At 58.1% G+C, this 23,757-nt stretch carries 23 protein-coding genes; 13 read left to right on the forward strand and 10 right to left on the reverse strand.

The features are described 5' to 3' along the window. The 5 genes from MDHKLMBL_RS06640 (at position 1) to MDHKLMBL_RS06660 (ending at position 5,721) form a co-directional block, all read left to right on the forward strand. Complete coding sequence (locus tag MDHKLMBL_RS06640; protein WP_104270412.1) at positions 1-951, forward strand: metallophosphoesterase family protein; 951 nt, start codon at positions 1-3, stop codon at positions 949-951. A 148-nt stretch (positions 952-1,099) separates the two neighbouring features. Beyond that, positions 1,100-1,615 (forward strand): diaminobutyrate acetyltransferase, encoded by a 516-nt coding sequence (gene ectA / locus MDHKLMBL_RS06645; RefSeq protein ID WP_014578976.1) that lies wholly within the window; start codon positions 1,100-1,102, stop codon positions 1,613-1,615. A 207-nt stretch (positions 1,616-1,822) separates the two neighbouring features. Further along, positions 1,823-3,091 carry a diaminobutyrate--2-oxoglutarate transaminase gene (gene ectB, locus MDHKLMBL_RS06650; RefSeq protein WP_008176887.1) on the forward strand — a complete coding sequence of 423 codons (1,269 nt, stop codon included), beginning with the start codon at positions 1,823-1,825 and terminating at the stop codon, positions 3,089-3,091. A 50-nt stretch (positions 3,092-3,141) separates the two neighbouring features. After that, on the forward strand, positions 3,142-4,584 hold the full coding sequence (locus MDHKLMBL_RS06655) for an aspartate kinase (RefSeq protein ID WP_039882177.1): 1,443 nt from the start codon (positions 3,142-3,144) through the stop codon (positions 4,582-4,584). Positions 4,585-4,722: 138 nt separating this feature from the next. After that, positions 4,723-5,721, forward strand: a complete 999-nt coding sequence (locus MDHKLMBL_RS06660) for a sigma-70 family RNA polymerase sigma factor (RefSeq protein WP_104270413.1) — start codon at positions 4,723-4,725, stop codon at positions 5,719-5,721. 33 nt (positions 5,722-5,754) lie between these two features. Here the strand turns inward: MDHKLMBL_RS06660 and MDHKLMBL_RS06665 are convergent, their stop codons facing one another. The 5 genes from MDHKLMBL_RS06665 to pdxH are packed head-to-tail and all read right to left on the reverse strand — an operon-like array spanning position 5,755 to position 8,550. After that, positions 5,755-6,213, reverse strand: a complete 459-nt coding sequence (locus MDHKLMBL_RS06665; protein ID WP_008176894.1) for a DUF3429 domain-containing protein — start codon at positions 6,211-6,213, stop codon at positions 5,755-5,757. Further along, positions 6,210-6,515: a DUF6482 family protein gene (locus MDHKLMBL_RS06670; RefSeq protein ID WP_008176895.1), complete on the reverse strand. Its 306-nt coding sequence runs from the start codon at positions 6,513-6,515 to the stop codon at positions 6,210-6,212. Before MDHKLMBL_RS06670 ends, MDHKLMBL_RS06665 begins: the two co-directional genes overlap by 4 nt. A gap of 57 nt (positions 6,516-6,572) precedes the next feature. After that, complete coding sequence (locus tag MDHKLMBL_RS06675; protein ID WP_008176897.1) at positions 6,573-7,154, reverse strand: DNA-3-methyladenine glycosylase I; 582 nt, start codon at positions 7,152-7,154, stop codon at positions 6,573-6,575. A gap of 33 nt (positions 7,155-7,187) precedes the next feature. Further along, complete coding sequence (locus MDHKLMBL_RS06680) at positions 7,188-7,946, reverse strand: 4'-phosphopantetheinyl transferase family protein (protein WP_008176898.1); 759 nt, start codon at positions 7,944-7,946, stop codon at positions 7,188-7,190. Continuing rightward, positions 7,915-8,550 carry a pyridoxamine 5'-phosphate oxidase gene (pdxH, locus tag MDHKLMBL_RS06685; RefSeq protein ID WP_008176900.1) on the reverse strand — a complete coding sequence of 212 codons (636 nt, stop codon included), beginning with the start codon at positions 8,548-8,550 and terminating at the stop codon, positions 7,915-7,917. Before pdxH ends, MDHKLMBL_RS06680 begins: the two co-directional genes overlap by 32 nt. 234 nt (positions 8,551-8,784) lie before the next feature. Here pdxH and MDHKLMBL_RS06690 point away from each other — a divergent pair, with 234 nt between their 5' ends. After that, positions 8,785-10,071, forward strand: a complete 1,287-nt coding sequence (locus MDHKLMBL_RS06690; protein WP_104270414.1) for an MHYT domain-containing protein — start codon at positions 8,785-8,787, stop codon at positions 10,069-10,071. A gap of 79 nt (positions 10,072-10,150) precedes the next feature. Next, a complete protein-coding gene (locus MDHKLMBL_RS06695; RefSeq protein ID WP_104270415.1) occupies positions 10,151-12,976 on the forward strand; it encodes a DUF748 domain-containing protein in 2,826 nt (941 codons plus the stop codon). 2 nt (positions 12,977-12,978) lie between these two features. Here MDHKLMBL_RS06695 and MDHKLMBL_RS06700 read toward each other — a convergent pair whose 3' ends face one another. Next, positions 12,979-13,803: a substrate-binding periplasmic protein gene (locus tag MDHKLMBL_RS06700; RefSeq protein WP_227497887.1), complete on the reverse strand. Its 825-nt coding sequence runs from the start codon at positions 13,801-13,803 to the stop codon at positions 12,979-12,981. Positions 13,804-13,909: 106 nt separating this feature from the next. Between MDHKLMBL_RS06700 and yfbR the strand changes: the two genes are divergently transcribed. After that, positions 13,910-14,503, forward strand: coding sequence for a 5'-deoxynucleotidase (yfbR, locus tag MDHKLMBL_RS06705; RefSeq protein ID WP_008176907.1), 594 nt, complete (start codon positions 13,910-13,912; stop codon positions 14,501-14,503). A 13-nt stretch (positions 14,504-14,516) separates the two neighbouring features. Here the strand turns inward: yfbR and MDHKLMBL_RS06710 are convergent, their stop codons facing one another. Both MDHKLMBL_RS06710 and MDHKLMBL_RS06715 read right to left on the reverse strand, forming a co-directional pair. After that, positions 14,517-15,551 (reverse strand): SPFH domain-containing protein, encoded by a 1,035-nt coding sequence (locus MDHKLMBL_RS06710; RefSeq protein WP_008176910.1) that lies wholly within the window; start codon positions 15,549-15,551, stop codon positions 14,517-14,519. A gap of 2 nt (positions 15,552-15,553) precedes the next feature. Continuing rightward, positions 15,554-16,012, reverse strand: a complete 459-nt coding sequence (locus MDHKLMBL_RS06715) for an NfeD family protein (RefSeq protein WP_008176913.1) — start codon at positions 16,010-16,012, stop codon at positions 15,554-15,556. Between the two features lie 205 nt (positions 16,013-16,217). Here MDHKLMBL_RS06715 and MDHKLMBL_RS06720 point away from each other — a divergent pair, with 205 nt between their 5' ends. The 3 genes from MDHKLMBL_RS06720 (at position 16,218) to MDHKLMBL_RS06730 (ending at position 19,069) form a co-directional block, all read left to right on the forward strand. Further along, positions 16,218-17,033, forward strand: a complete 816-nt coding sequence (locus tag MDHKLMBL_RS06720) for an SDR family NAD(P)-dependent oxidoreductase (protein WP_053113553.1) — start codon at positions 16,218-16,220, stop codon at positions 17,031-17,033. 101 nt (positions 17,034-17,134) lie between these two features. Beyond that, positions 17,135-18,235: a GGDEF domain-containing protein gene (locus MDHKLMBL_RS06725; RefSeq protein ID WP_092033079.1), complete on the forward strand. Its 1,101-nt coding sequence runs from the start codon at positions 17,135-17,137 to the stop codon at positions 18,233-18,235. Positions 18,236-18,283: 48 nt separating this feature from the next. Beyond that, entirely contained in the window at positions 18,284-19,069 is a 786-nt protein-coding gene (locus MDHKLMBL_RS06730; RefSeq protein WP_104270416.1) for a class II glutamine amidotransferase, read from the forward strand. Positions 19,070-19,197: 128 nt separating this feature from the next. On the opposite strand, the gene MDHKLMBL_RS06735 is transcribed toward MDHKLMBL_RS06730, so the two are convergent. Then, entirely contained in the window at positions 19,198-20,103 is a 906-nt protein-coding gene (locus MDHKLMBL_RS06735) for a metal-dependent hydrolase (RefSeq protein WP_104270417.1), read from the reverse strand. Between the two features lie 225 nt (positions 20,104-20,328). Here MDHKLMBL_RS06735 and MDHKLMBL_RS06740 point away from each other — a divergent pair, with 225 nt between their 5' ends. Together MDHKLMBL_RS06740 and MDHKLMBL_RS06745 are read left to right on the forward strand one after the other, a co-directional pair. Continuing rightward, the gene (locus tag MDHKLMBL_RS06740) at positions 20,329-21,435 is read left to right on the forward strand and encodes a helix-turn-helix domain-containing protein (protein ID WP_104270418.1); all 1,107 of its coding nucleotides are present in this window, start codon (positions 20,329-20,331) and stop codon (positions 21,433-21,435) included. 364 nt (positions 21,436-21,799) lie between these two features. Further along, complete coding sequence (locus tag MDHKLMBL_RS06745) at positions 21,800-22,207, forward strand: NINE protein (protein WP_176443079.1); 408 nt, start codon at positions 21,800-21,802, stop codon at positions 22,205-22,207. Positions 22,208-22,216: 9 nt separating this feature from the next. Here the strand turns inward: MDHKLMBL_RS06745 and MDHKLMBL_RS06750 are convergent, their stop codons facing one another. Next, positions 22,217-23,584 (reverse strand): WS/DGAT/MGAT family O-acyltransferase, encoded by a 1,368-nt coding sequence (locus MDHKLMBL_RS06750; RefSeq protein WP_104270419.1) that lies wholly within the window; start codon positions 23,582-23,584, stop codon positions 22,217-22,219. Between the last annotated feature and the right edge of the window lie 173 nt (positions 23,585-23,757).

The raw sequence follows: 23,757 nt of genomic DNA on the forward strand, positions 1-23,757 counted from the left end.
ATGAGCGAAGGCCGCAGCTGTCCGTTGGCGTACCGGTACTCTGCCGAATCGCTTTGCGAGGATCCCCGCACGGTTTCCGAGGACGTGCTGTATATCATTGGAGGGCTTTACGGGAATCCCTGGGCCCTCGATGAAATCGAGCAGATGGCGCTGGCGGAGGAGCGTCAGGGGCACCGGGTGAAGCTGGTGTTCAATGGTGACTTCAACTGGTTCAACGCCAGCGATCGCCTGTTCCGAACCATCAATAACCGGGTGTTGGATCACACGGTCAGTCTCGGGAATGTGGATTTCGAGCTGGCGAATCCCAGTGCCGGTGCCGGATGCGGTTGCGCCTACCCGGATTTTGTCGATCAGGGCGTAGTGGAGCGGTCGAACCTTATCATGGAGCGGCTTCAGGGGATTGCCGGGGAACATCCGGATATCCAGCGTCGCTTGTCCTTGCTGCCGCGGTATCGATGCCTGATCTTTGGAGGCCTAAAGGTTTTGGTGGTGCACGGGGATCTGGAGTCCCTGGCCGGATGGGGGTTGGCTCACGAAGCTTTTGTCGAGGGTAACGATGGCAAGCTCTCGCAATGGTTCCTGGCGTCGGGGGCCGATGTCATTGCCTCAACCCACACGTGCCTGCCGGTGCTCTGGTCGGGGTTGGTGGGTGAGCAGAGTCGGGTGGTGGTGAACAATGGCTCCGCAGGCATGGGGAATCTGCAATCAGACCCGCGTGGGCTGATCACCCGGATTGGTCTGTCCAGCCCCGTCATTGAGCCTGTTGCCGGAATTGAGCGGCATGGGCTGCATGTCTCTCTGCTGCCGGTGTCCTTCCCCCTTGAGGCCTGGTTGCCGGAGTTTGACCGGTTATGGCCGGCCGGCTCGCCCGCCGCCATCTCCTATCGGAACCGGATTCTGACTGGCACCTCACTGAGTGCCGATGATGTGGTTTTCCCTTCCATAATTTAACCATTCTGTTACTGGCGGATGGACCAAAGCAGTCTATTCTGAAATAGATGGCTGAGCCCCGCCGTATGCGGCCTTTCGGCCTGACTTGAAATATATTTTGTGGTCTATATAATTCAACACTAACTTTTTGCCACGAATTGATCTCGTTATGACATCAGAAGGATCGAATACCACCGCCATCACGCTTCGCACACCGGTGAAAGATGATGGCTTCAGGCTCCACCAGCTGGTGGCAGAGTGCCCGCCGCTGGACCCCAACTCGATTTACTGCAACCTGTTGCAGTGCAGCCACTTTGCCGAAACCGGCGTGGCCGCGGAGAAGGACGGCGATCTGGTCGGCTTTATCTCCGGATACATCCCTCCCCAACAGCCCGAAACCGTGTTTGTCTGGCAGGTGGCCGTGCATGAGAAAGGTCGTGGACAGGGCCTGGCCAAGCGGATGCTGAAAGAAATCGTTGGCCGTGATGCGTGCAAGAACGTCACCCATATGGAGACAACCATCACCGAGGACAACGAGGCCTCATGGGCGCTGTTCCGTTCATTCGCCCGTGATATGGGAGCCGAGCTCACCTACCACGAGCATTTCGAGAAAGAGACCCACTTTGGCGGCAAGCACGATTCCGAATTCTTGCTGCGCATAGGGCCTTTCACGAAGCCAGCCTGAGGGCCGCGGTCCTGGATCAGCCCTGCAACAAGATTGCGGCGCTGTGAACGACTGTAAAGCTGTGATTTGAATTAGCCGGCGGACCACTGAGGTAGGTCTGTCACAGGGCTTTAATCAACGCACGGTAGGCCTATCGCTACCCCATCAGCAGTTTTTGATAAGCCACCGCGCATCTACCTCGAACCTGACATGCTAAGAGGCAAGACGATGGAAATTTTCAAGTCGACTGAATCCGAAGTACGTGTATACAGCCGTGCGTTTCCGGTTATCTTCAACCGTGCCAAGAACGCGCACCTGTACACTGAAGATGGCAAGGAATACCTGGATTTTCTCGCCGGCGCCGGGTCCCTGAACTACGGCCACAACAACGACACCCTGAAGAAGGCTTTGCTTGAGTACATCGAGGCAGACGGCGTGAGCCAGGGCCTTGATATGTTTACCACGGCCAAGCACGACTTCATGGAATCCTACAAGAAGCACATCCTGGATCCCCGTGGTCTGGACTACAAAATGCAGTTCACCGGTCCCACCGGCACCAACTGTGTGGAAGCGGCCCTGAAGCTGGCCCGTAAGGTGAAAGGCCGCAGCGGCATTATTTCCTTTACCAACGGTTTCCACGGCGTGACCATGGGCGCGGTTGCCACTACGGGTAACAAGCATCACCGCGGCGGTGTTGGCACGCCCCTGGGCAATGTCGACTTCATGTTCTATGACGGCTACCTGGGCGACGATGTCGATACCCTGGCGATCATGGATAAACTGCTGAGCGATGGTTCCTCCGGTTTTGAACTGCCAGCGGCGGTAATCGTCGAAGCGGTTCAGGGCGAAGGCGGTCTGAACGCCTGTCGCGCGGAATGGCTGAAAGGTCTGTCGGAGCTGTGCAAGAAGCACGATATTCTGCTGATCCTGGATGATATCCAGGCGGGCAATGGCCGCACCGGCGAGTTCTTCAGCTTTGAATTTGCCGGTATCAAGCCGGACATCGTAACGGTTTCCAAGTCCCTCAGCGGCTATGGCCTGCCGATGGCCCTGGTACTGTTCAAGCCGGAGCTGGACGTGTGGGATCCGGGCGAGCACAACGGTACCTTCCGCGGCAACAACATGGCGTTTATCACTGCCCGCGCTGCTGTCGAGAACTACTGGAAAGACGATGCCTTTGCCAATGAGGTGAAGGCCAAGACCAAGGTGCTGGGCGATGCCCTTCAGTCGATTTGCGACAAGTACCCCGGTCAGTTCAAAATGAAGGGGCGCGGTTTGATGCGTGGTATTGAAGCAAAACACGCAGACATCACAGGCCCGATCACCAAACGTGCCTTCGAGCACGGCCTGATCATCGAGACCAGTGGTCCGAATGATGAAGTCATCAAGTGCCTGATGCCGCTTACAACCAGCGAGGAAGACCTCAAGAAAGGGGCTGCTCTGCTGGCAAAAAGTGTGGACGAAATCATGCAGGAAGGGCTCAGCGAGGCGTCGTAAGACGCCTGCACCTCCGGACATTCATGCTGCAGGATAGCAAAGGCAAGATTATGACCAGCCAACTACATACCGTTGAGAAAATCGGCGGCACCTCGATGAGTAACTACGAGGCCGTTCGTGACAACATCATTATCGGTAATCGCAAGAAGGACAATCTGTACCAGCGCATTTTCGTGGTCTCTGCCTATGGCGGCGTGACCAATGAACTGCTGGAACACAAGAAGACCGGTGAGCCAGGCGTCTATGCCCTGTTTGCGGATGCAGAGTCTGACTGGGCCTGGGGTGACGATCTCACCAAGCTGGTCAAGTTCCTGACCGACATCAACGGCGAGCTGTTCGAAGACCCGATGCTGAAGCAGCAGGCGGATCAGTTTATCACCGACCGGATTGAAGGTGTTCGGGGCTGCCTCATCGACCTGCAGCGCCTGTGCTCCTATGGCCAGTTCCAGCTGGAAGAACATCTGCTGACGGTGCGTGAAATGCTGGCCGGTATTGGTGAGGCCCACAGTGCCTTCAATACCGCCCTGAAGCTCCAGCAGGAAGGCATCAATGCCCGCTTTGTGGATTTGACCGGCTGGCGCGATAACGAGTTGCTGCCGCTGGACGAAAAGCTCAAGCAGGCCTTCGATGCGGTGGACCTCACCCGTGAGCTGCCGATCGTGACCGGTTATGCCCAGTGCAAGGAAGGTCTGATGCGTACCTTCGACCGGGGTTACAGCGAGATGACCTTCAGCCGGGTAGCGGTAATCACCGAGGCCCGAGAGGCGATTATCCACAAGGAATACCACCTGAGCTCTGCCGACCCCAACATTGTTGGCGCAGACAAGGTGGTGCCACTGGGCCGGACCAACTATGACGTGGCCGACCAGCTGGCCAATCTGGGCATGGAAGCGATCCATCCCCGTGCCGGTAAAGGCATGCGCCAGAACGAGATTCCGCTGCGTGTGATGAACACCTTTGAGCCGGAGCACACCGGTACGCTGATCACCGGCGATTACGTCAGTGAGAAGCCTCAGGTGGAGATCATCGCGGGCGCCAAAGGCGTTTTTGCCGTGGAAGTGTTCGATCAGGACATGCAGGGCGAGCCGGGCTCCGATCGCCGTATTCTGGATGTATTGAGCCGTTTCAAGGTTCGGTTCATGTCCAAGGACACCAACGCCAACACCATTACCCACTATGTGGGCAGCACGCTGAAACACGTCAAGCGGGTGGTCAAAGCGCTGAAGGAAGAGTTCCCCAATGCCGAAATCAACACCCGGAAGGTGGCGGTTGTTTCGGCCATCGGCAGCGATATGAAGGTTCCGGGTATTCTGGCCCGTTCCGTGAAGGCGCTGGCCGATGAGGAAATCAGTATTCTTGCGCTGCACCAGTGCATGCGTCAGGTGGACATCCAGTTTGTGGTGGATGAGGACGACTATGAGAAAGCCATCGTTGCTCTGCATGGCGTTCTGATCGAGCCTCACAACCATGAGTATGCCATCGTCGCAGCCTGAGTTTCTGTAACTTCCCCGCACGATACCCACAGCCGACCGTCCGTGTCGCCTGTGGGTTTTTACTGACCCTGCCCCGGTAAATCCATCAGCTACAGCACGTCGTATTCTTTGGTGTAAATTCTGACCGGTACCTAAGCCATGCGAACGACCGAAAGGCTGGGACCGTCTCCGACAACGCCCAACGATGGTGAAAGGGATTCCCTGGTCGGGCTGTACTTCAGGGATGCGTCCCGGTATGAACTGCTGACAGATGAGGCCGAACGCCGCCTCTCCCGCAAACTGACACTGTGCTACCGAATTATCAGTACCGAACTGGCCCTGCCGGAGGAGACTCCGCAGACGTTCCGGGAAGTGATTGGTAGCCTCGGAGACGCCTGTGCGTTTTCATCTCGATGTCGCCGGGCCTTTCATCTGGCGACGGCTTGTCGTCGCAAGCTGATACAGAGCAATCTGCGTCTGGCGGTGCATATTGCCCGCCGTTACGGGCAGCACGGCATCCCTATGTCTGACCTCATCCAGGACGCCAACGTCGGTCTGATCAAGGCGGTAGAGCGTTTTGATCCCACCAAGGGCTTCCGATTCTCGACTTATGCCTACTGGTGGATAAGCGAGGAAGTCAAACGCTGCCTGCAGCGGGGGACGCGGCTGGTGCACACACCGGAAAATGTGGTGGATGAAATTCGACAGCTGCACAAGGTGTCGCTGCGAATGCATCAGAGCCTTGGGCGGACGCCTTCCCAATCGGAGCTTGCCAGCGAAATGGAGGCAAGCCCGTCGAGGATCGGCGAGTTAAGGGCGCTGGCGACCCGGGAGATATCAACCGATGTTCCCCTTGTTGAGGACGGGTCCGTCACCCTCGGAGACAGCCTGGACGCCGGCGACCAGATGGCGCCGGATCACCCGATGTCGGACAGGGACCGGCAGCGCACCCTGAAGTCGATGCTCAGCGAGCTGAATGATCGTGAGAAAGACATTCTGTCGCGTCGTTATGGTCTGGGACTGCCGGAACCGGAAACGCTGCAGGTGATTTCCGACGATCTTGGCATCAGCAGAGAGCGGGTGCGCCAGATCGAGAAAACTGCCCTGAAGAAGCTGCAGAGTCGTTACGAATCCCCCGAAGATGCGTTTGGAGCCTGATTTACGTCAGGCTCCCGCATTCCCCTTCAGAATTCAGTGAGCAGTGTGCAGCAGGAGAAACCAGGCTGCCGCTGTAAGCTGACAGACCAGGACGACTGAGGTGAGGACGAGTCTCAGGCGAAGATACCAGGCTGGCCAATAGACCTTCATCCAGCGGGCGTCCACCAGATAGAGGGCGAGATAGGCACTGGTATACAACACAATCTGGCCACTGACAGGCAGAAGTAGCCCTATCCCTGCGGCCACAAAGAAGACCTGGCTGAGTAGCATAGTCATCAGTGGAGACAACGGGTAGCAGCAGTTGTCCAGCTGCATGGCAATGGGCCAATAGACGCCAGCCATAAACGCCAGAATGCCTGCGCTGTACAGATAGAAGTAGCCGAGAAGCGCCACACTGTATTGCGGCATGAAAAACAGCCCCGCCAGGAGGCCGATAAACGGGATCAACCCCGCGATGCCAACAAGGATGGCTAGTCTCGCTACAGCAATCACGGTTTCTGCCTCTGCACCCGGATTCGCATCGGTTCAACGTCGGTCGGTTCCATTCCCACCATTTCGTGGTAAGCGGAGGGGTGGACCACCTGGGTCTCCCGAATGTCGAACGACGCCAGGGTGTCCTGGATCTGCCAGGCACCCCGGAAAAGGCTGGTGGTTCCGTTCTTTTCCGAGAGGAGCAGGGTCTGGTTGTCCATACTCAGGCGGGCCATGTAGTGCTGGCCCTCAAGCGAGAGGATCTCAAGCAGGTCGATAACCGGACTCTGCAGGCTTCTGAGTTGGTCAAGAGTGATTCGCACAGTAAAGCTCCGCGGTTTCAAACACTCCAGAACTTACGACCCCCCAGCCTATTGAGATCATTGGCTTAGTAAATAGCATTCCCGGTGTTGTGGGCACTGAACCAGATGATCATTCACCATGCCGGTCGCCTGCATGAAGGCGTACACAATGGTTGGGCCGACAAAGGTGAAACCGGACCGCTTCAGAGCTTTCGACATGGCCTCGGATTCTGCGGTTGTGGTCGGCACTTCGGAGAAGGCGCGCCAATGGTTCTGGATTGGTTTATCGCCAACAAACGACCAGAGAAAATCACTGAAACCGATACCTTGTTCTCGCAGATCCAGATAGCCCCGGGCATTCTTGATGATCGATCTGACCTTTAACCGGTTGCGGATGATGCCCGGGTCTGACAGCAGTTCCTCGACCTTCGCTTCATCGTAACGGACGATCTTTTCCGGATTGAAGTCATCGTAAGCGGCTCGGTAATTGTGCTGTTTTCGCAAGATGGTGATCCAGCTCAGGCCGGCCTGTTGGCCGTCCAGGCAGAGTTTTTCGAAAAGGGCGAGATCGTCGTACTCCGGGCGGCCCCAGACGGTGTCGTGATAGTGCACGTAAAGCGGATCATTTCCACACCAGGGGCAGCGTTCAGCGGTCTCCATACAATAGCCTGTGTTATTTGTGTCTGGTTCGGGTTACGGGCTTTTTCGACGAATCGTGCGTTGGAACAGTGGCTCCCAGTAGGCCTCCATCGGCTCGGCATCCACCAGGGCGAAGTCCCGTGGCGGCGGCTCAAGTAGGGTGATTTCCGGCCATAGGGGCCGGCTTCCACGGTACACCACGGTCAACAGATAGCCTTCAATATAGCAACAGGCCGCCTGCCAGTCCTGCTCGGGCTGGTCGCCGTAGATCTCGAAATTCTTCCGCACCTCAAGCGTTTGCAGGTTGCCGGCAATGCCCCTGCCCGTGGCTTTCAGCCATGCTTCCTTCAGGGTCCAGACCTTGAGGAAGGTGTTGGAGTCGTCTTCGCGGAACAGCCACTCCTGCTCGACGGGGGAGAACCAGCGTTTTACTACTTTCTGCCATTGAGCATGGCGCTGGCAGGGTTCAAGATCCAGTCCAATGGGGGAGCCTGATAGAGTGGCGCAGGCAGACAGGCCCTGGCTGTGGCTGAGGGACAGTCGCCAGCCCTCGGGCGTGCCGGACGCATTAGGGCGCCCGGATACCGGGCAGCAGAGGTCCGGTGCCATCTGCGCTGACTTGCCGATGGCCTGACGAATCAGCCAGCGGCTGGAAAGGTATTCTCGTTCCCGGGGACCGCTGAACTTGCTCGCTGTCTGGCGTTCGTAGTCAGTCAGCCAGTGCGGGTGCGCAATTTCGGGCCCGTCGGTCTGGTGACACAGCCAGACCGACGGTCGGGATTCAGGGTTGAAGTCGCTGGATGAGCCAGCCATCGCCTTTCCTCACATATTCAAAACGGTCGTGAAGCCGGCTGGGCCTGCCCTGCCAGAATTCGATACGCTCCGGCACGATGCGATAGCCGCCCCAGAAGCTGGGAAGAGGCACTTCGCCCTCGCTGAACTTCCGCTTGATTTCGGCAACCTTCTGTTCGAGTAGGCCCCTGGACGTAATGGCCTTGCTCTGTTCGGAAACCCAGGCGCCGATCTGGCTGCCCCTGGGGCGCGATGCGAAGTACCGCAGGGATTCGGCCTTGCTGACTTTCTCAACGGCACCCTGGATCCTTACTTGTCGGTTCAATCCGATCCAGGGGAACAAAAGCGCCGCCTGCGGATTTTCCTCCATCTCCTTCGCTTTGCGACTGCCGTAGTTGGTGTAGAACACAAAGCCATGGTCGTCGAAGTACTTCAGCAATACCGTGCGGAGATCTGGCATGCCGTCCTGCCCCGTGGTCGCCAGCGACATGGCGTTGGGTTCCAGAATGCCTGCTTCCCGGGCATCCTCAAACCAGTTCTGGAACTGCTGCACCGGATTATTGTCCAGTGCATCGCGATCCAGCCCCTCGCTCTCGAAATCACGACGCATATCGCCGATGTCCATAACCTGTCCTCTTGCCTGCGCGTAAAACGCCCCGGGCGAAATACGAGCCAGAAGCATATCGGGTTCAGGGTTCACTGTCAGCGCTGCTTATGTCTGAAACGGTTACATAAACCCAACAATAAAGTGAGACCTGTATCACAGCTGGCCCGTATCTCCTTCGACGCCGATGCGGGTCTGGTTTGGGCAAACTGCCTGGCTGGCCCGCGCGCACACACAAAACAAAGGTTTGCACAAATGATGTCCGAATATGATCTGCCCCTGGTTGTCGCCTCCTTTCTGGTTGCTGTATTGGCAGCTTATGCGGCTCTGTTTTTTGGTGCCAGACTCGTTAATGCGGAGTCTGGCGAACGTCGGAAATGGCTACTGGCCGGCGCCCTGCTGATGGGCACCGGAGTCTGGACGATGCATTTCGTCGGAATGCGGGCTATGCCGATGGGTGTTCCCATGTCGTTTGATGTGATGATGACGTTGGTTTCCTGGCTCGCAGCCGTGCTCGCTTCCGTTGTGGCTCTGCACATCATCGGGCGCAAACAATTGGGAGTCCCTCTGTTCGTCAGTGCGACCCTGTCCATGGCCAGCGGTATCGTAGTGATGCACTACCTGGGCATGTATGCCATGCGCATGTCAGCGCCGCCAACGTTTAACACCGTATTTTTGCTGATTTCGATCGCGATTGCCGTTGTGGCTTCGGGAGCTGCGCTTGCCCTCTGCCGGAAACTGCAGGGCATGGACGGATCCGGCACCCTGGCGGTACAGTTCGTGGCCGCCCTGGTGATGGCCGCTGCAATCTGTGGGATGCATTACACGGGCATGATGGCGATGACCTTTCCGGAGGGCGCCGTGCCTGCAGCTGACAACGGCCTGCGGGGGAACTGGATGGGAATACCCCTGGCAGTCTTCTGCATTGCGATGCTGGCCGTGGCCCTGGTTGTGACCGTTCTGGATGTAAAACATCAGCGGGCACTTGAGGCATTCAAGGCGGAAGAGGATAAACGGGTGGCAGAGCTTGCCTTTACCGATGCCGTTACCGGCCTGCCCAACCGGTCAGCGCTGGAACAACGCCTGCTGGATATCCTTGCCCGGGACAACGACCGCGGCAACCCGTTTGCCTTGATTTACCTCGACATCGCCAACTTCCGTGAACTGTCCACCGGAATGGGTGATGAGTCGTTGAACGCGGTCGTCAGGGAAATCAGCGAGGCATTGCGTGATCAGATGTCGGATCAGGTGTTTCTCGCCCGATACTCGGCCAGCGCCTTCTTTGCCCTGGTGCCAGATCATGAAGATAGCCAGCATGCCTTCATGTACAAGCGGTTGCGGCAGATTGATCAGCGTATCGGCACGCCTTCAATGCCGGTTACCTGGCGCGCCGGCCAGGCGGCCTATCCGAAAACCGGCAATTCGACCCGCAAGTTGGTGCGGGCTGCCATGGTACCCAGAGACCTCAATGAGATCGGCGAATTTGCGAACATGGCCGCCGACCCGGAGTTAGTGATGCCGGGTCATAACCGTCACAGCTGACAAACAGCCTCTGGGACGACTATCCTTGTGAACAGGCAGGTGGGCAAGATTGCCCCGGGAATCCGCCGTTTAGAAGGAGATGTCCGTGGCCCAGAGCCGTAAACGCAGTCATATGCCCAGGAATCTGTTGATCGGATTCCTGGTGCTTTTCATCCTCTATGCCCTGGCCGGTTTCCTGCTACTTCCCTGGTGGCTGGAGCGTCTGGTACCCGAGCAGCTGGACCAGCGTATGGGCTGGCAGGCAGAAATCACTGATATCCGAACCAACCCGTTCACCCTTCGAGTTGAGGCGCTGGGTCTGTCGGCCAACGATCCCCAGGGTGAGCAGGTGGTTGCCTTTGACCGGCTCATGTTGGACATGAACTTTTTCCAGCTGGTTCGGGGTATTGCCGGGTTTGAAGCCATCCAGCTGGATGAGCCCTATGTTCGGGTGGATCTGCTGGAGGACTACAGCGTCAATTTTGCGAGAGACTGGCAGGCGGCCAACCCGGGACCTGCAGAACCAGCGCCTGAAGCGTCGCAATCGGATGACGCGGCGGCGCCACCCCGGCTGTACTTCGGGAAAATTGAACTCAACGGCGGCGAAATGTTGTTCCGGGATTTTACCCAGGCGGACATGGCCGAGTTCCGGATTACCCCGATGGATCTTACCCTGAGTGATCTGGCCACCTGGCGTCGCGAGGGGCAGGACAGCGATTACTCCCTGCTGGCGGCGCTGGGCAGTCAGACCATCGAGTGGCAGGGTGATCTGAGCGTCGCCCCGTTCTACTCGAACGGCACGCTCAAGGTGTCATCGGTGGGCTATGAAACCCTGGCTCATTTCCTGGCTCCTTTCTTTCCCTATGATCTGCGTGGTGGCAGCGTCACCCTGAGCTCCGACTATGAAATCCAGGCCGGCGACGGCTTTTTCCTGGAGACGGCCAACGGTCAGCTGCAACTCGAGAATCTGGCCGTCGCTCTGGATGAACAGAGTGAGCAGGCGAGATTGACCAACGCTGAGCTTTCTGTGGATGCTGTCGGGTTCGACTTGAATGGCCGCGAAATCCGTATCGGCCAGGTCTCTCTGGACAAGCTCGATGTGGCCGTGGCCAGGAGCGCAAACGGAGAGATTGACTGGTTGGCGCCGCTGGCCACCAACAACGGTGAGACGGAGGGCGGCGGCGAAGCGTCTACCGGCGGCCAGCCATTCCGCTGGTCAGTGGCGGGCGTCGCGCTCTCCGACGGGCGTATTCTCTGGCAGGACAGTCAACCGGCGACAGCGACTGAAATTGCCGTAGAGCAGCTTTCCGCATCCATCGGGCAACTGAGCCATCAACTTGAAGAACCGGTGTCTTACGAGATAACCGGAAGCCTGGCCAGTGGCGGCCAACTGTCACTGAACGGCCAGCTGACACCTGCACCGTTTACCCTGGAAGCCGCCATCTCCGGAAACGGCATCGCTCTGGCCGCCTTTGAGCCCTACGTTCAGGAAGGCGCCAACCTCGCCATTACCAGCGGCACGCTGGGCGTTGACGGCAACCTTGATCTGGATGGGCAGCAGGAGCCGCTCACAGGCACCTTCAGCGGCACCGCGGAAGTGGCCGGTCTGGATCTGAAGCTGCCCGACAGTTCTGGTTCGCTGGTTTCCTGGCAAACCCTGCGCCTGGCACCTATTGAATACAACGTGTATCCGGCACGCCTGGAAATAGGAACGGTGACCCTGGCCCAGCCGGTCATCAACGTTGTCCGCAATACCGACAATATCCACAACGTCGAGCGGATCGCCAAAGCGCCAGCGGCCGGTGGTCAGCAGGAGGCGACCGCAGATGCTCAGCAGGGGGAGGATTCCGAGCCGGGGTTCATTTTCCGTATTGGCCAGCTGATGCTGGAAAATGGCGAGCTGGCGTATACCGACCGCACGTTGGAACCGGCGTTTACCACCTCGTTTGATGAGCTGAACGGCAGCGTAACAGGCCTCAGCAACATTTCCCCCCAACAGGGCAAGGTCTCTATCCGGGGTCGGGTAGGCGGCGTGGCCGATATGGACTTTGAAGGCACCATTGGCACACTCGGAACCGAGGACGTCAGCGACCTCCAGCTGATGATGCAGGATGTTTCGCTGCCGGCGCTTTCGCCTTATTTCGGTCGATACCTGGGTTATGGCGTGGACAGTGGCAAGCTGAACCTGAATCTGGATTACGAGATTGCCGGTTCACGGATTGATGCATCCAATCTGGTGGTGATGGATCGGCTTGAGCTGGGGTCCGCCATAGCCAGCGACCAGGCCGTCAATGCGCCGGTCAAGCTTGGTCTGGCCCTGCTGCGTGACAGCAAAGGGGTTATCGAAGTGGACCTGCCCATCAGTGGGGACCTGTCCGACCCGGAGTTCAGCGTCGGACAGGTAGTGATGCGGGCGTTTGTGAACCTGTTGGCGAAGGCGGCGGCGTCGCCGTTCAGTATGCTCGGCTCGATTGCCGAACTGGCCGGCCTGAGTGGCGAAGAGCTGGGCAAGGTGAGTTTCATTCCCGGCAGTGTCCAGTTGGCTGAAGGCGAGGCGGAAAAGCTGGCCGCTCTGGCAGACGCGCTGCTGGACCGGCCGGACCTGTTGCTGAACATACGTGGCAACGTTGAGTCCCAGGCAGATGGCCTTGCCCTGTTGCGTGATGAACTGACTGCAAGTGGTGAGCAGGACCTGTCGGAGGAGGCATGGCAGGAGGCCCGGGAAGCCTACCTGGCCGGTGAGCGGTCACTTGCGCCGGAGGCATTGAGAAATCTGGCATCCTCGCGAGGCCAAAGCTTGCGTAACATCATGCAGCAAACCCACGGAGTCCCTGCCGATCAATTGTTCCTTCTGAGTCCGGCCCGCAATGCGGAAGTGGGCGATGAGGGCAACGTTATCGTGGCGTTCAACCTGGACGTGCGATGAAGTCAGGGTGCCTCGAAGCTGGTCAGAAAGCCCGCTGGCAACCGCAGGCCCCAGTTTTCAACGAGTTGCCGGTAGCGGCCGTCGTCCACCAGTGGCGCCAGTAGTCGAAGCATTTCGTCCGCACTCGGGGCGCCGCCCTTTCGGGCAATGATGCTGAGCTGGTAGCGTTGATCCGGCTCGTTCGAGATCAGCAATTTGTCCCGGTCTTGCGGGTGCTGGGCAAAATGTTTCTGCAGGTAAGAACGGCTGATGATGGCAACCTCGGCAACAGAAGGCCGGTCGGCCTTGATCAGATTCATGTTGCGCGTGTGGCTGTCGGAAAACTCGATATTGAATTTTTCTTCCAGCACGGAGTTGTCAGTTTCGTACCCGGTAAAACCATAGTAATAGCCGGAAATGGCCACAATAGATCGGTTGCGCAGGTCGTTAAAGAATGAGGAGTCTCTGCCGGGTTTCTTGAGAGCGACATAAAGTTCCTCGTCGGCCAGGATCGGGCGGGTAATGTCCACATCCTTCTCTGTCCAACCCCAGTCAGGGCTTTGAAAGAAGATGACGTCGTAGAGACCGGCATCGAAATCCAGGTGGCGGCGTTTGGGGGAGGTGTGGATGATATGGAATGAGACATCCGGGTGTATCTGCTCAAGCACCTCCAGCAGTCCCCCGAGGAAGCCCTCGACTTTGCCATCGGAATTGACACTGGCGATCGGGGGAAAATGGTAAACGCCCACAGTGATTTCGGTTTCGTTTGCCCGAACCGGCGCCGTTGCCAGCATAATAGCCGCAACAAGAATGGCCATTAATCTTCGAATATGGGCTTCAGCGGACACGATATCCCCGGTTATGTAACAATTGAATACGCATTCAGAATAGCACGGGGATTTTGTGCACCTGAAGCAAAAGATTATGAACTTATGCAAAACAGGTCTGTAAGTGATGGGTAACGTTGCCAGCCATTTTTTCGCCTATGTTTCCCGCCTGCGCTGGATCAAGCGCTGGGGGCTGATGCGAAATGCCATTGAGGAAAATGTGGCCACCCATTCCTGGGAGGTGGCGACCCTCGCCCACGCCCTTGCCATCATCCGCAACCGGCATTTTGGCGGCCAGGTGAACGCCGACCGCATTGCAGCGGCAGCGCTTTACCATGATGCGACGGAAGTAATTACCGGGGATATGCCAACACCGGTGAAATACCATTCGAAGGTGATGCGTGAGGCGTTCGGGGACATCGAGCACAAGGCCGAGGCCGAGCTGCTGGCGCTGTTACCGGAGGATTTGCGGGAGGCTTTTTCGCCCTACGTTCGGGAGTCTCAGCTACCGGCCGAAGACCGGGAATTGATCAAGGCCGCCGACAGGCTCTCGGCGTGGCTCAAGTGCCAGGCGGAGATCCGGGCCGGCAACAAGGAATTCGAGCCGGCCGCCCGGCAGATCCGCCAGCGGTTGGACGCAGACGGGCTGTCAGAGGTTGCCTATTTCCTGAAGGTGTTTGCCCCCAGTTACGAGCAACCCCTGGACAACCTGCTGGGGTGAAAGCTTTCAGGGCTTAACTGTTACCGGCCGAGCCAACCAGTCCGCCACGCAAGCCATCGCGCTGCAAGTGCTGGCGAACGGTGTCTTCGGGGCTGCCGGCCAGTTCCCGGAACATGCCCATGGAACCCAGCAGCGCTGAGGATTCATAGGGCACGAACACCCGCTCTCCCTCTTTCGCCATATTTGGCAGAACCTTGATATAGCTCTGGCCCAGCAGGTAGCCAATGACGGTCTGTTTGTTTTCCTCGGAGTCACCCATGGCACTGAGTACCAGACGGATGGACTCCTGCTCGCCCTGGGCGCGGAGAATGGCTGATTCCTTGTCGCCCTGGGCGTTGAGAATGGCAGACTCCCGCTGGCCCTGGGCCATGGCGATGGCCGCCGACTTTTCACCCTCGGCCTCGGTAACCGTGGCCCGGCGTTTCCGCTCCGCAGCCATCTGCAATCGCATGGCTTCTTCCACTTCTTCCGGCATGCTGATGTCCTGAACCTCCACCCGGGTGAGTTTTACACCCCACTTGGAAGCGGCCTCTTCCATCTCGGCCTGGATCGCGTTATTCACCTCGCTGCGGGATTCAAACAGCTTGTCCAGTTCCATCTTGCCGACCACCGAGCGCAGGGTGGTCTTGGCCAGCACTTCCACCGCCTGGCTCATGTTGGCCACTTCGTACACGGCCCGGCGCGGGTCGATGATCTGGTAGTAGAGGGCGCCGTTGATCTTCACCGTCACGTTGTCGGTGGTCACGACCGGCTGGCCCGGGAAGTCCATAACCGTTTCCCGGCGGTCAATCCGGACCTCATCGCTCATCACCGGATGATAATCCTCGCCCATGCGCACGTAGCGGATCATGGTGATCGGCCGTGGCCGCTCGATGAAGGGAATGATGATGTTCACACCGCTTTCGAGGATCCGGTTGAACGAACCGAGGCGCTCAATGACCATAACCTCGGATTGGCGCACGATGACCAGACCCTTGGCGATGATGAAGATGCCAATAGCGACCAGAATCAGGCTGATGATCAGCCCGGGTGAAAGATACTGTTCCATGCTTACTGTTCCTTGTGTGTGATCGTCTCAACAACGGCGGTCGTGCCGTCAAACTGTTTGAAAATGACGTCGGTTCCTTCCGGAAGGTCGGTTTCTCCGGTGTCAGTCACTCGCAGGCGATAGAAATCGCCATTGACCTTGATGCCTGTGGCTCCATCGAAATCCCGCTTCAGGGTCTGATAACGCCGGCCTTGCTCCACGCCGGTACCGGTTGTGCCATATGCCACACCTTTGGGTGAGAAGCGCGGACGGATCCAGCGAATGGCGACAGGTACCAGAATTCCCGAGAACAGCCCCATACCGGCCAGCTGCCATTCGAATGGTGCTCCCAGAAAGGCCAGCAAGGCGGTCAGCGCGGCCGCAATGCCCAGGGCCAGAAGTAACAGGACACCTGAGGCCAGTTCAGCCAGGCCCAGCACCAGCGCCAGGATCAGCCAGAAATGCGTAAGACTCCATTCCATACAGAAAATCCACAGATTCGGGGGAGGTAGAGGGCCGGTGTCGTGCACCGGCCAACGGCAAGGGATTGTACCGGAAACCGGGTGCCGCGTCAGAGGGTGGCCGGAATGCCATGTGGCCTGGTTCACTAAAGCCATATCCCGCAAGCAGGCAATTGTTAGAGTATCTGCTTTAATTGATGTGCCTACAATTAAGAGGTCTGTGACCATGAAGAATCTGAAGAACAAAGTTGCCGTTGTTACCGGTGCCGGTTCGGGTATCGGCCGCGCGCTCGCCAAATCGCTGGCGGACCGGGGCTGCCGACTGGCGCTGTCCGACGTCAATGAGTCAGGCCTGGCCGAAACCGCTGCAGCGCTAAGCGGCGCTGATGTAAAAACCTACCGGCTGGACGTGTCTGATCGCGATGCCATCTTTGCCCATGCGGAGGAGGTTGTGAAAGATTTCGGTCAGGTCAATCTGGTCATCAACAACGCGGGCGTTGCCCTGTCTGCCACGGTCCGTGAGATGACCGACGAAGACTTCAAATGGGTCATGGACATTGATTTCTGGGGGGTTGCTCACGGTACCCGGGCCTTCCTGCCCCATCTGATTGCCTCGGGCGATGGCCATGTGGTGAACGTTTCCAGTGTATTTGGCCTGATTGGAGTGCCCAAGCAGAGCGCCTACAACGCCGCCAAGTTTGCGGTGCGAGGATTCACCGAAGCCCTGCGCCAGGAAATGAAGCTGGAGAACCAGCCGGTGGCGGTGAGTTGTGTGCATCCTGGTGGTATCCGCACCAACATTGTCAATGCAGCGCGCATGGGCAAGTCCGAGAACGCCGTCGCCCAGCGTAAAGGCTTCGATAAACTCGCCATGACCACGCCCGAGAAAGCCGCAGAAATCATTGTAAAAGGCATCCTCAAGAATGAGTCCCGCATATTGGTGGGCCCGGACGCCTGGGGTATTGATGCGATCAACCGCCTGCTGGGTTCTGCTTACCAGCCGCTGGTGGAGCGTTTCTCCCGCAAGAACCTCTATATCTGAAGACTCGATGCGTGCGGCGGGCCTGAAGCTTGGGCTCGCTGTACGTTTTACAAACAGTTTTTCGGGGCTATACTCGGAAGCTGATCCAAGGAAGAGTCAGCATGAATACGCCTCACCATTCTGACCTGGGGGCCACTCTGGAACAGAGCCGCTCGGGTCTGCGCGACAGCCATCGCCGCTCACTGATGCGGCTGCTTTTTCTGATCACCGGCTCGGCTCTGGTGATTTTTGCTTGCCTGCAGTTTCTCAATGGCTACCCATGGGTGGCGGTTGCTGAGCTGTTTGCCAGCACTTTGCTTTTTTTCGGCGTCTGGCGCCTGAAATCCACTCCTCATCTGCAGCAGTGGGTCTATGCCTATCTGGTGCCTTTGTTCGCGTTCTTCCTGGTGATCATGCTGTTACCGGAAGCCTCGGTGTCCGCTTTCGTCTGGGTGCTGATGATGCCGGTTCTCGCCTACCTGTTGCTTGGCAAGAAAGAAGGCATGATTCTCAGCGCACCCTTTATGCTCGTCGGGGGCGTTATCTATTACATTCACCTTGGCCAGGTCGGCAGCCCCCACGCGATGATCGATCTGCTCAACATGGTGTTGTGCGGTGCACTGATGCTGGCCTTCATTCACCTGTATGAGGTGCGCCGCGAAGAGTCCGAGCAGCGCCTGGTGGACATGGCCCAGACCGATGCGCTCACTGGTCTGGCCAATCGCAGCAACTTCCAGGGTACGTTGAATCGCACCATTGCCGAGTGCGATCGCAGTGGAGCCGGTTTTGCGCTGGTGGTGATGGATATTGACCACTTCAAGGTCGTTAACGACACTCTGGGCCATGAGGCCGGAGACTTTGTTCTGAAAAACATCAGCCGATGCATGACCGAACGGCTGAGGAGCACCGATTTTGTCGGCCGCCTGGGTGGCGAGGAGTTCGGCCTGATTCTGAGAGATGTGAAGCCGGCGGATGCCTTTGTCCTGATGGACGAGCTGCGCCAGCGGATATCTGACCTTGAACTGCCCTACGGGGAAGCCCGCATCCGGGTGACTGCCTCCTTCGGGATAGCCCAGTGGCCAGACCATGGTCGCGAGGCCGAAAGCCTGTTCCGGGTTGCCGATCGGTGGCTCTACAGTGGCAAGCGAGCGGGGCGAAATCGGGTTGTAGGGGCTGGCCATAACCCCCGTCAGCTTGAGATTCTGACTGTCGAAGCCGGCTGATTCCGGTATTCTTGAGACAATCATTCTCCTGCAAGATTGAAGTAACCCATGTGTGAACTGCTGGCCATGAGTGCCAATACGCCCACCGACCTGTGTTTCAGTTTCACCGGCCTGACCCGTCGGGGTGGGCAGACCGGCCCCCACAAGGACGGCTGGGGTGTGGCCTTCTACGAAGGCAAAGGCGTCCGGGCCTTCCACGACGCAGATGCCAGCGCCAATTCCCGAATCGCCGAAGTGGTCCAGACCCATCCGATCAAAAGCGAAGTGGCCATCTGCCACATTCGCCAGGCCAACGTCGGCGACATCTGCCTGGCCAACACCCATCCCTTCATGCGCGAACTCTGGGGTCGCTACTGGGTGTTCGCCCACAATGGCCAGCTCTCCGGCTTCGGTTCGACTCCAGGGTTCTATGAGCCGGTCGGAACCACCGACAGCGAGGCGCTGTTCTGCGATATTCTTAACCACCTTCGAACGCACTGCGATCGCAATAACGGAACCGATGAAATCATCGACCGCCTGGTCCGGTTGTCCGTCGCCTACGCCAGCCAGGGCGTTTTCAACCTCCTACTGAGTAACGGTGATTGGCTGTTCACTTACTGCACCACCAAAATGGCCAGCATCACCCGGAGAGCCCCGTTTGGTCCTGCCCGTCTGAAAGACGCCGATGTAACGGTGGATTTCGAATCGGAAACGACGCCCAACGACATCGTCAGCGTGATCGTTACTGAACCTCTGACCACAGATGAAAAGTGGGATGTTTACCAGCCAGGTGAATGGCGGTTATGGAAGAAAGGTGAGGTCATTCGATCCGGAGTGGCCAAAGCGGGCAGCTGATCTCTGCCAGATCAAGCGGATGAGTGGGTGGGGAGGTCTTTGTGCAGGGAAAAAGATGTCTGAGCGCAGCGAGTTGTTTTTCCCGGAACAAAGACCTCCCCACCTGCTTGTCCGCGTAACTCCGAAGATTACTGCAGAGTCCAGCGATTACCCTTCTGATACTGCGGTGCAATATGCGCCTGGATTTCTTCCTTGAAACGGGCAATCAGATCGCTGTTGTCGTGATCCCAGGGATGGAAGCCGGGTTTGAAGTACTCCAGCCATGTGGGAATCAGGCTTGAGAAGGTGCCGTTTATGCCCCACAGGCGCCAGAGACCGGTGGCGGTGTCCTTCAACGAGAAGTTCTTGCGGTCGTTCAGCATCATCCGGCTGGTAAAATAGGTGCTCATCACGCCCAGTGCGGCGGTGCTGAACATGAGATAAAAGGCTCTTTCGGCATAAGTGCCGCCAGCCGCCTGGAACACATCGTAGGCAACCGCCTTGTGCTCGGTTTCTTCAATCGCGTGCCAGACCCACAGCGGACGCATGGATTCATCCATGTCCTGGCGCACATCGTCACGCTCCAGCAACATGTCGGCCATCATGGCGGTCAGGTGCTCGAGGGCACAGGTGATGGCCAGCTGGTGACGCTTGGGCAGCTTCCTGGCGATCCCCAGAACCACTTCCAGGTGTTTTTCCAGTTCTTCCACCGGCATGCCCTGGTCACGAACGTGCTGGTTCATGGCGACATGCTCCAGGGAGTGCATGGCCTCCTGGCCAATGAATCCGCGGATCTCTTCCTTCAGCTTGGGATCGGAAATCTGGTCCCGGAACGCCCTTACTGAATCTACGAAGAACTGCTCGCCCTGCGGAAACAACACCGAGAGCGCATTCATGATGTGGCTGATGCTGTAGCTGTTGTCGACCCAGTAACGGGGCACCTGGTCGCCGAACTCAAACCCCATGCGCTGGGCTGTGATGGTGACGTTGTCCGGTGTGTTGGAGGCCCGGGTAACCGGCGCCGTTTTGTTTTCTGCGGTTTTGTTGCTCAGCATGTGTGTACTCCTCACTCTGGCTGATGTCATGGCTCCAGTGTGTGGCAGTCAAGGCCGGGTAGGAAGGCGCAAAGGGGACGGCAGTCGATCAGGATGGGACACGGGCCGGGATTTGATTGGCCAGTCTGACGGCGAGCAAGGTGTACCGGGCCCCACTGTAGCGGCGGGAGGCATCTGATAGAGTCAATTGAAGTGCTTCAGCCAACCCAATAAGAAGGAATGCCAATGAGTGCAACCGGTCCGGACAAAGAACGGCAGATGCTGGGATTGTTCCTGGTGCCGGGCGCTTACCTGCGGGTTCTGGCGGAAACGGTCCGCCAACTCGGCTACAACGACCGGTTGCTCTATGAAGGTCTCGACTTCACCCCGGACGATCTCAAGTCCAACGACAGTCGGGTATTTGTCACCGATGCCATCATCATGGCCAAACGGGCCGTGAACCTGGCCGGCCAGGACGGCCTCAGCTTCACGCTGGCCAGGGAGTTGCGGCTGACAATCCACGGCACCCTGGGCTTCGCGGCCCTGACCAGTCCCACCTTTGCCGATGCCCTGGATTCGGTGCGCCGTTACCTGCATTTGCGGGTGCCGTTCCTTAGCATGAGCCAGTCCGAAGCGGGCGATCAGGTGCTGGTAAAGCTGTGCACCGAATTCGAAGTGCCCGGCCTCTATCCGTTTCTGGCGGAGACCGTCAGCGCCACTCTGATCCTGCTGACCGAACAGCTCCTGGATCGGGAGGACGCGGCAAAACACGGCTTTGCCCTGGAAGACGGCAAACTGCCGGGTGTCTCCGTTCGCCTGAGCGCACCGGAGCCGCCCTGGTACCGGCAGTTTTCCGATCAGCTTCCCGTTCGATTCGAATACGGCCAGCCCGACGAAATGATGGTTTTCCCGCGGGAGCTTCTGAATGTGCAGATGCGTCTTGCCGACGCCGAAGCCTCCCGAATGGCCCGCGACCAGTGCGAGTTCGAGCTGCAGAAGGCCCTGAAGGAACAGGGCGACATTGTCCTCGCGATCCGCAACATGCTCCGAATGATGCCGGGCCCGCTGCCATCGCTGGAAGCCATGGCCGAGCGTTTCTGCGTTTCGTCCAGAACCCTGAAACGCCGGCTGGCGGACCGGGACACCAGCTACCGGGAGATCCTCGAGTCGGTGCTGAAAGACCGGGCGATCCAGTTGCTCCGGTATACCAACCAGTCGGTCAGCGAGATTGCCTACGAATTGGGCTATGCGGACCTTTCCAACTTCAGCCGGGCGTTCCGGAAGTGGACCGGCAAGTCGGCCAGCGAGTTTCGTGAGGGTGGTCCGGATCCGGCGCCTGAGGTTGGGCCCTGATTTTTTGGGCCTCCTGGTTTGGAGCGTGGTCGCAGGGTGGGGCTTTATTTTTTCGGGTAAAAACAACTCGCTGCGCTCAGACATTTTTTCCCCGAAAAAATAAAGCCCCACCCCACGCCCTGCTGACAGAGGAGATTGCCGTCCGAGTTTTTATTGCTCTGCCTTAATTTGTTTTTGGTCTCCTATGCCACAATGTTTGGACGGACGGGGGGAAGGAATATTTTCCCGACAGGAAAAAGATGTCTGAGCGCAGCGAGTTGTTTTTCCCGAGGGAAAATATTCCTTCCCCCCGGCCAGCCCCCAGCACATGCAGGCTGGGTCTATAGTGAAAATCGGCTACGAATCCAGAAGGATGAGAACGGATATGACAGAACGCCCAGACACCCACAGCAAACTGATCGGCTACCTGCTCTGGATCTTCGGATTCCTCGGCTCACACCGGTTTTACTACGGCAAACCCGTTACCGGCACCATCTGGTTCTTTACCCTGGGGCTGCTGTTCATCGGCTGGATCATCGACCTGTTCCTGATCCCGGCCATGGACCGGGAGGCGGATCTTCGGTTCCGGGAAGGTGAGGTCAGCTACAACATAAGTTGGATCCTGCTGACCTTCCTGGGGGTGTTCGGGATTCATCGGATGTACATGGGCAAGTGGATTACGGGCATCATCTACCTGTTTACCGGTGGCCTGTTCCTGATCGGCGTGCTGTATGACTTCTGGACCCTGAACAACCAGATTTCCATCCGCAACGAAGAGCGCCGCTTCGGCTGATCGAGCTGCTTACAGTCCGGCAGCGTCCTCCAGTTCGACCAGGGCTTCTTCGAGGTAGTCGAGCATCCGCTGCAGGCTGGGTAGCGTGCGGCGGCAGCCGATGAGGCCGAATTCCACCTGGTCGCCGTAGCTGGTCAGGGTCATGTTCAGGGCCAGGCGATCCATGGCGATGGAGACCGGGTACATGCCGTCCATCGTGGCGCCGTTCCAGTAGCAAGTCTCTCGCGGGCCGGGAACGTTGGAGATCACCACGTTGAAGGTCTGCCATTTCGGTGCCATGCCGGTGAGCAGATTGAACGCCGCCGGCGCCAGGGTCAGGGCGGTGTAGTTGATGATTTCTTCCGCAGACATGTCGGCGTAGCGGTCTTTGGCGGCTTTCACGTCCTCATGTATCTGCATCAGTCGTGTCACCGGGCTGGTGACATCGGTGTGTAATGAGGCGAGGATGACGCCGACCTGATTGCCGCCGGAACTGTCATCCTTGCGCAGGGACACCGGCACCATGGCGATCAATGGCTTTTCCGGCAGGGCGTCCTGGTTCATCAGGTAGCTGCGCAGCGCGGTGGCGCACATGGCCATCACCACATCATTGACCGTGGTTCCATAGGCCTTGCACACACCCTTTATCCGACTCAGGCAGTAGGATTGCGCGGCGAAGCGTCGGGAACCGGTGATCTTCTGGTTCAGGATGCTGCGGGGTGCGTGAAAAATGGAGGAGTATGCCGGGTCTTTGCGGGCGTCGTTGATGGTTCGCAGCAGTTCCCGGGCCACGGTGGGCACGGTGCCCAGTTGCTTGCCGGATTCGCCCAGCAGATGACCGACACTGCGCCACAGGGAAGGGCCGCCATCATCCTTTTCACGGGATGGGCGGGGTGGCATGGCCCAGATCGGCGGCATGTCTCGCTCGCCGGTATCCTGGCACAGCATCTGGGTGACCATCCGCATGGCCGATACACCATCCACCAGGGCATGGTGCACCTTGATATACACCGCAAACTGCCGTTCCCCCAGGCCTTCAATCAGATGAAACTCCCACAGTGGACGTTCCCGGTCCATCAGGTGGGAATGTTCCGCCGAGACAAACGACAAAAGTTCCCTGACCCGCCCAGGTGTGGGTAGCGCTTCAAAGCGGAAGTGGTGTTCCAGGTCCAGGTGCTCGTCTTCCACCCAGACCGGCTGGCCGAAACGGTAATCCAGACGCTGATTAAACGGCGGAGTCACCTTCGTGTACTGCCTGAGCCGGTCGGCCAGCTGTGCGACGTAATCATCCGGTGCGTCGTCGGGAAAAGAAAACAGCTGAAGACCGCCCACGTGCATGGGCTGCTGCCGCTTTTCCAGCCAGAGAAAAAGCTGATCCGTAGGGCTAAGAGGTTTCACAGGGCGTCCTTGTTGTCGGTGTTGTGACAATAGTAGCGCAGATGGCTGGCAACGGGATTGACCCCGGTTCGCATTCTCCCCACTGGTCAGGCCAAATGCGGGCCAAGGTCCGGACAGGGTTTTCCTTCGTAAGCCATGAACTAAGGTTAGTAATTGCATCCATCGAAATGAAT

The organism is Marinobacter flavimaris, assembly GCF_002933295.1.
In the GTDB taxonomy this organism is placed as follows: Bacteria; Pseudomonadota; Gammaproteobacteria; order Pseudomonadales; family Oleiphilaceae; genus Marinobacter; species Marinobacter flavimaris.

Bases quoted from the DNA above. Each gene is read 5' to 3' on its own strand.
- MDHKLMBL_RS06640 (WP_104270412.1), top strand. From the start codon at position 1: ATGAGCGAAGGCCGCAGCTGTCCGTTGGCGTACCGGTACTCTGCCGAA.
- ectA (WP_014578976.1), top strand. From the start codon at position 1,100: ATGACATCAGAAGGATCGAATACCACCGCCATCACGCTTCGCACACCG.
- ectB (WP_008176887.1), top strand. From the start codon at position 1,823: ATGGAAATTTTCAAGTCGACTGAATCCGAAGTACGTGTATACAGCCGT.
- MDHKLMBL_RS06655 (WP_039882177.1), top strand. From the start codon at position 3,142: ATGACCAGCCAACTACATACCGTTGAGAAAATCGGCGGCACCTCGATG.
- MDHKLMBL_RS06660 (WP_104270413.1), top strand. From the start codon at position 4,723: ATGCGAACGACCGAAAGGCTGGGACCGTCTCCGACAACGCCCAACGAT.
- MDHKLMBL_RS06675 (WP_008176897.1), bottom strand. From the start codon at position 7,154: ATGGAGACCGCTGAACGCTGCCCCTGGTGTGGAAATGATCCGCTTTAC.
- MDHKLMBL_RS06680 (WP_008176898.1), bottom strand. From the start codon at position 7,946: ATGGCTGGCTCATCCAGCGACTTCAACCCTGAATCCCGACCGTCGGTC.
- pdxH (WP_008176900.1), bottom strand. From the start codon at position 8,550: ATGGACATCGGCGATATGCGTCGTGATTTCGAGAGCGAGGGGCTGGAT.
- MDHKLMBL_RS06690 (WP_104270414.1), top strand. From the start codon at position 8,785: ATGATGTCCGAATATGATCTGCCCCTGGTTGTCGCCTCCTTTCTGGTT.
- MDHKLMBL_RS06695 (WP_104270415.1), top strand. From the start codon at position 10,151: ATGTCCGTGGCCCAGAGCCGTAAACGCAGTCATATGCCCAGGAATCTG.
- yfbR (WP_008176907.1), top strand. From the start codon at position 13,910: ATGGGTAACGTTGCCAGCCATTTTTTCGCCTATGTTTCCCGCCTGCGC.
- MDHKLMBL_RS06710 (WP_008176910.1), bottom strand. From the start codon at position 15,551: ATGGAACAGTATCTTTCACCCGGGCTGATCATCAGCCTGATTCTGGTC.
- MDHKLMBL_RS06715 (WP_008176913.1), bottom strand. From the start codon at position 16,012: ATGGAATGGAGTCTTACGCATTTCTGGCTGATCCTGGCGCTGGTGCTG.
- MDHKLMBL_RS06720 (WP_053113553.1), top strand. From the start codon at position 16,218: ATGAAGAATCTGAAGAACAAAGTTGCCGTTGTTACCGGTGCCGGTTCG.
- MDHKLMBL_RS06725 (WP_092033079.1), top strand. From the start codon at position 17,135: ATGAATACGCCTCACCATTCTGACCTGGGGGCCACTCTGGAACAGAGC.
- MDHKLMBL_RS06730 (WP_104270416.1), top strand. From the start codon at position 18,284: ATGTGTGAACTGCTGGCCATGAGTGCCAATACGCCCACCGACCTGTGT.
- MDHKLMBL_RS06735 (WP_104270417.1), bottom strand. From the start codon at position 20,103: ATGCTGAGCAACAAAACCGCAGAAAACAAAACGGCGCCGGTTACCCGG.
- MDHKLMBL_RS06740 (WP_104270418.1), top strand. From the start codon at position 20,329: ATGAGTGCAACCGGTCCGGACAAAGAACGGCAGATGCTGGGATTGTTC.
- MDHKLMBL_RS06745 (WP_176443079.1), top strand. From the start codon at position 21,800: ATGACAGAACGCCCAGACACCCACAGCAAACTGATCGGCTACCTGCTC.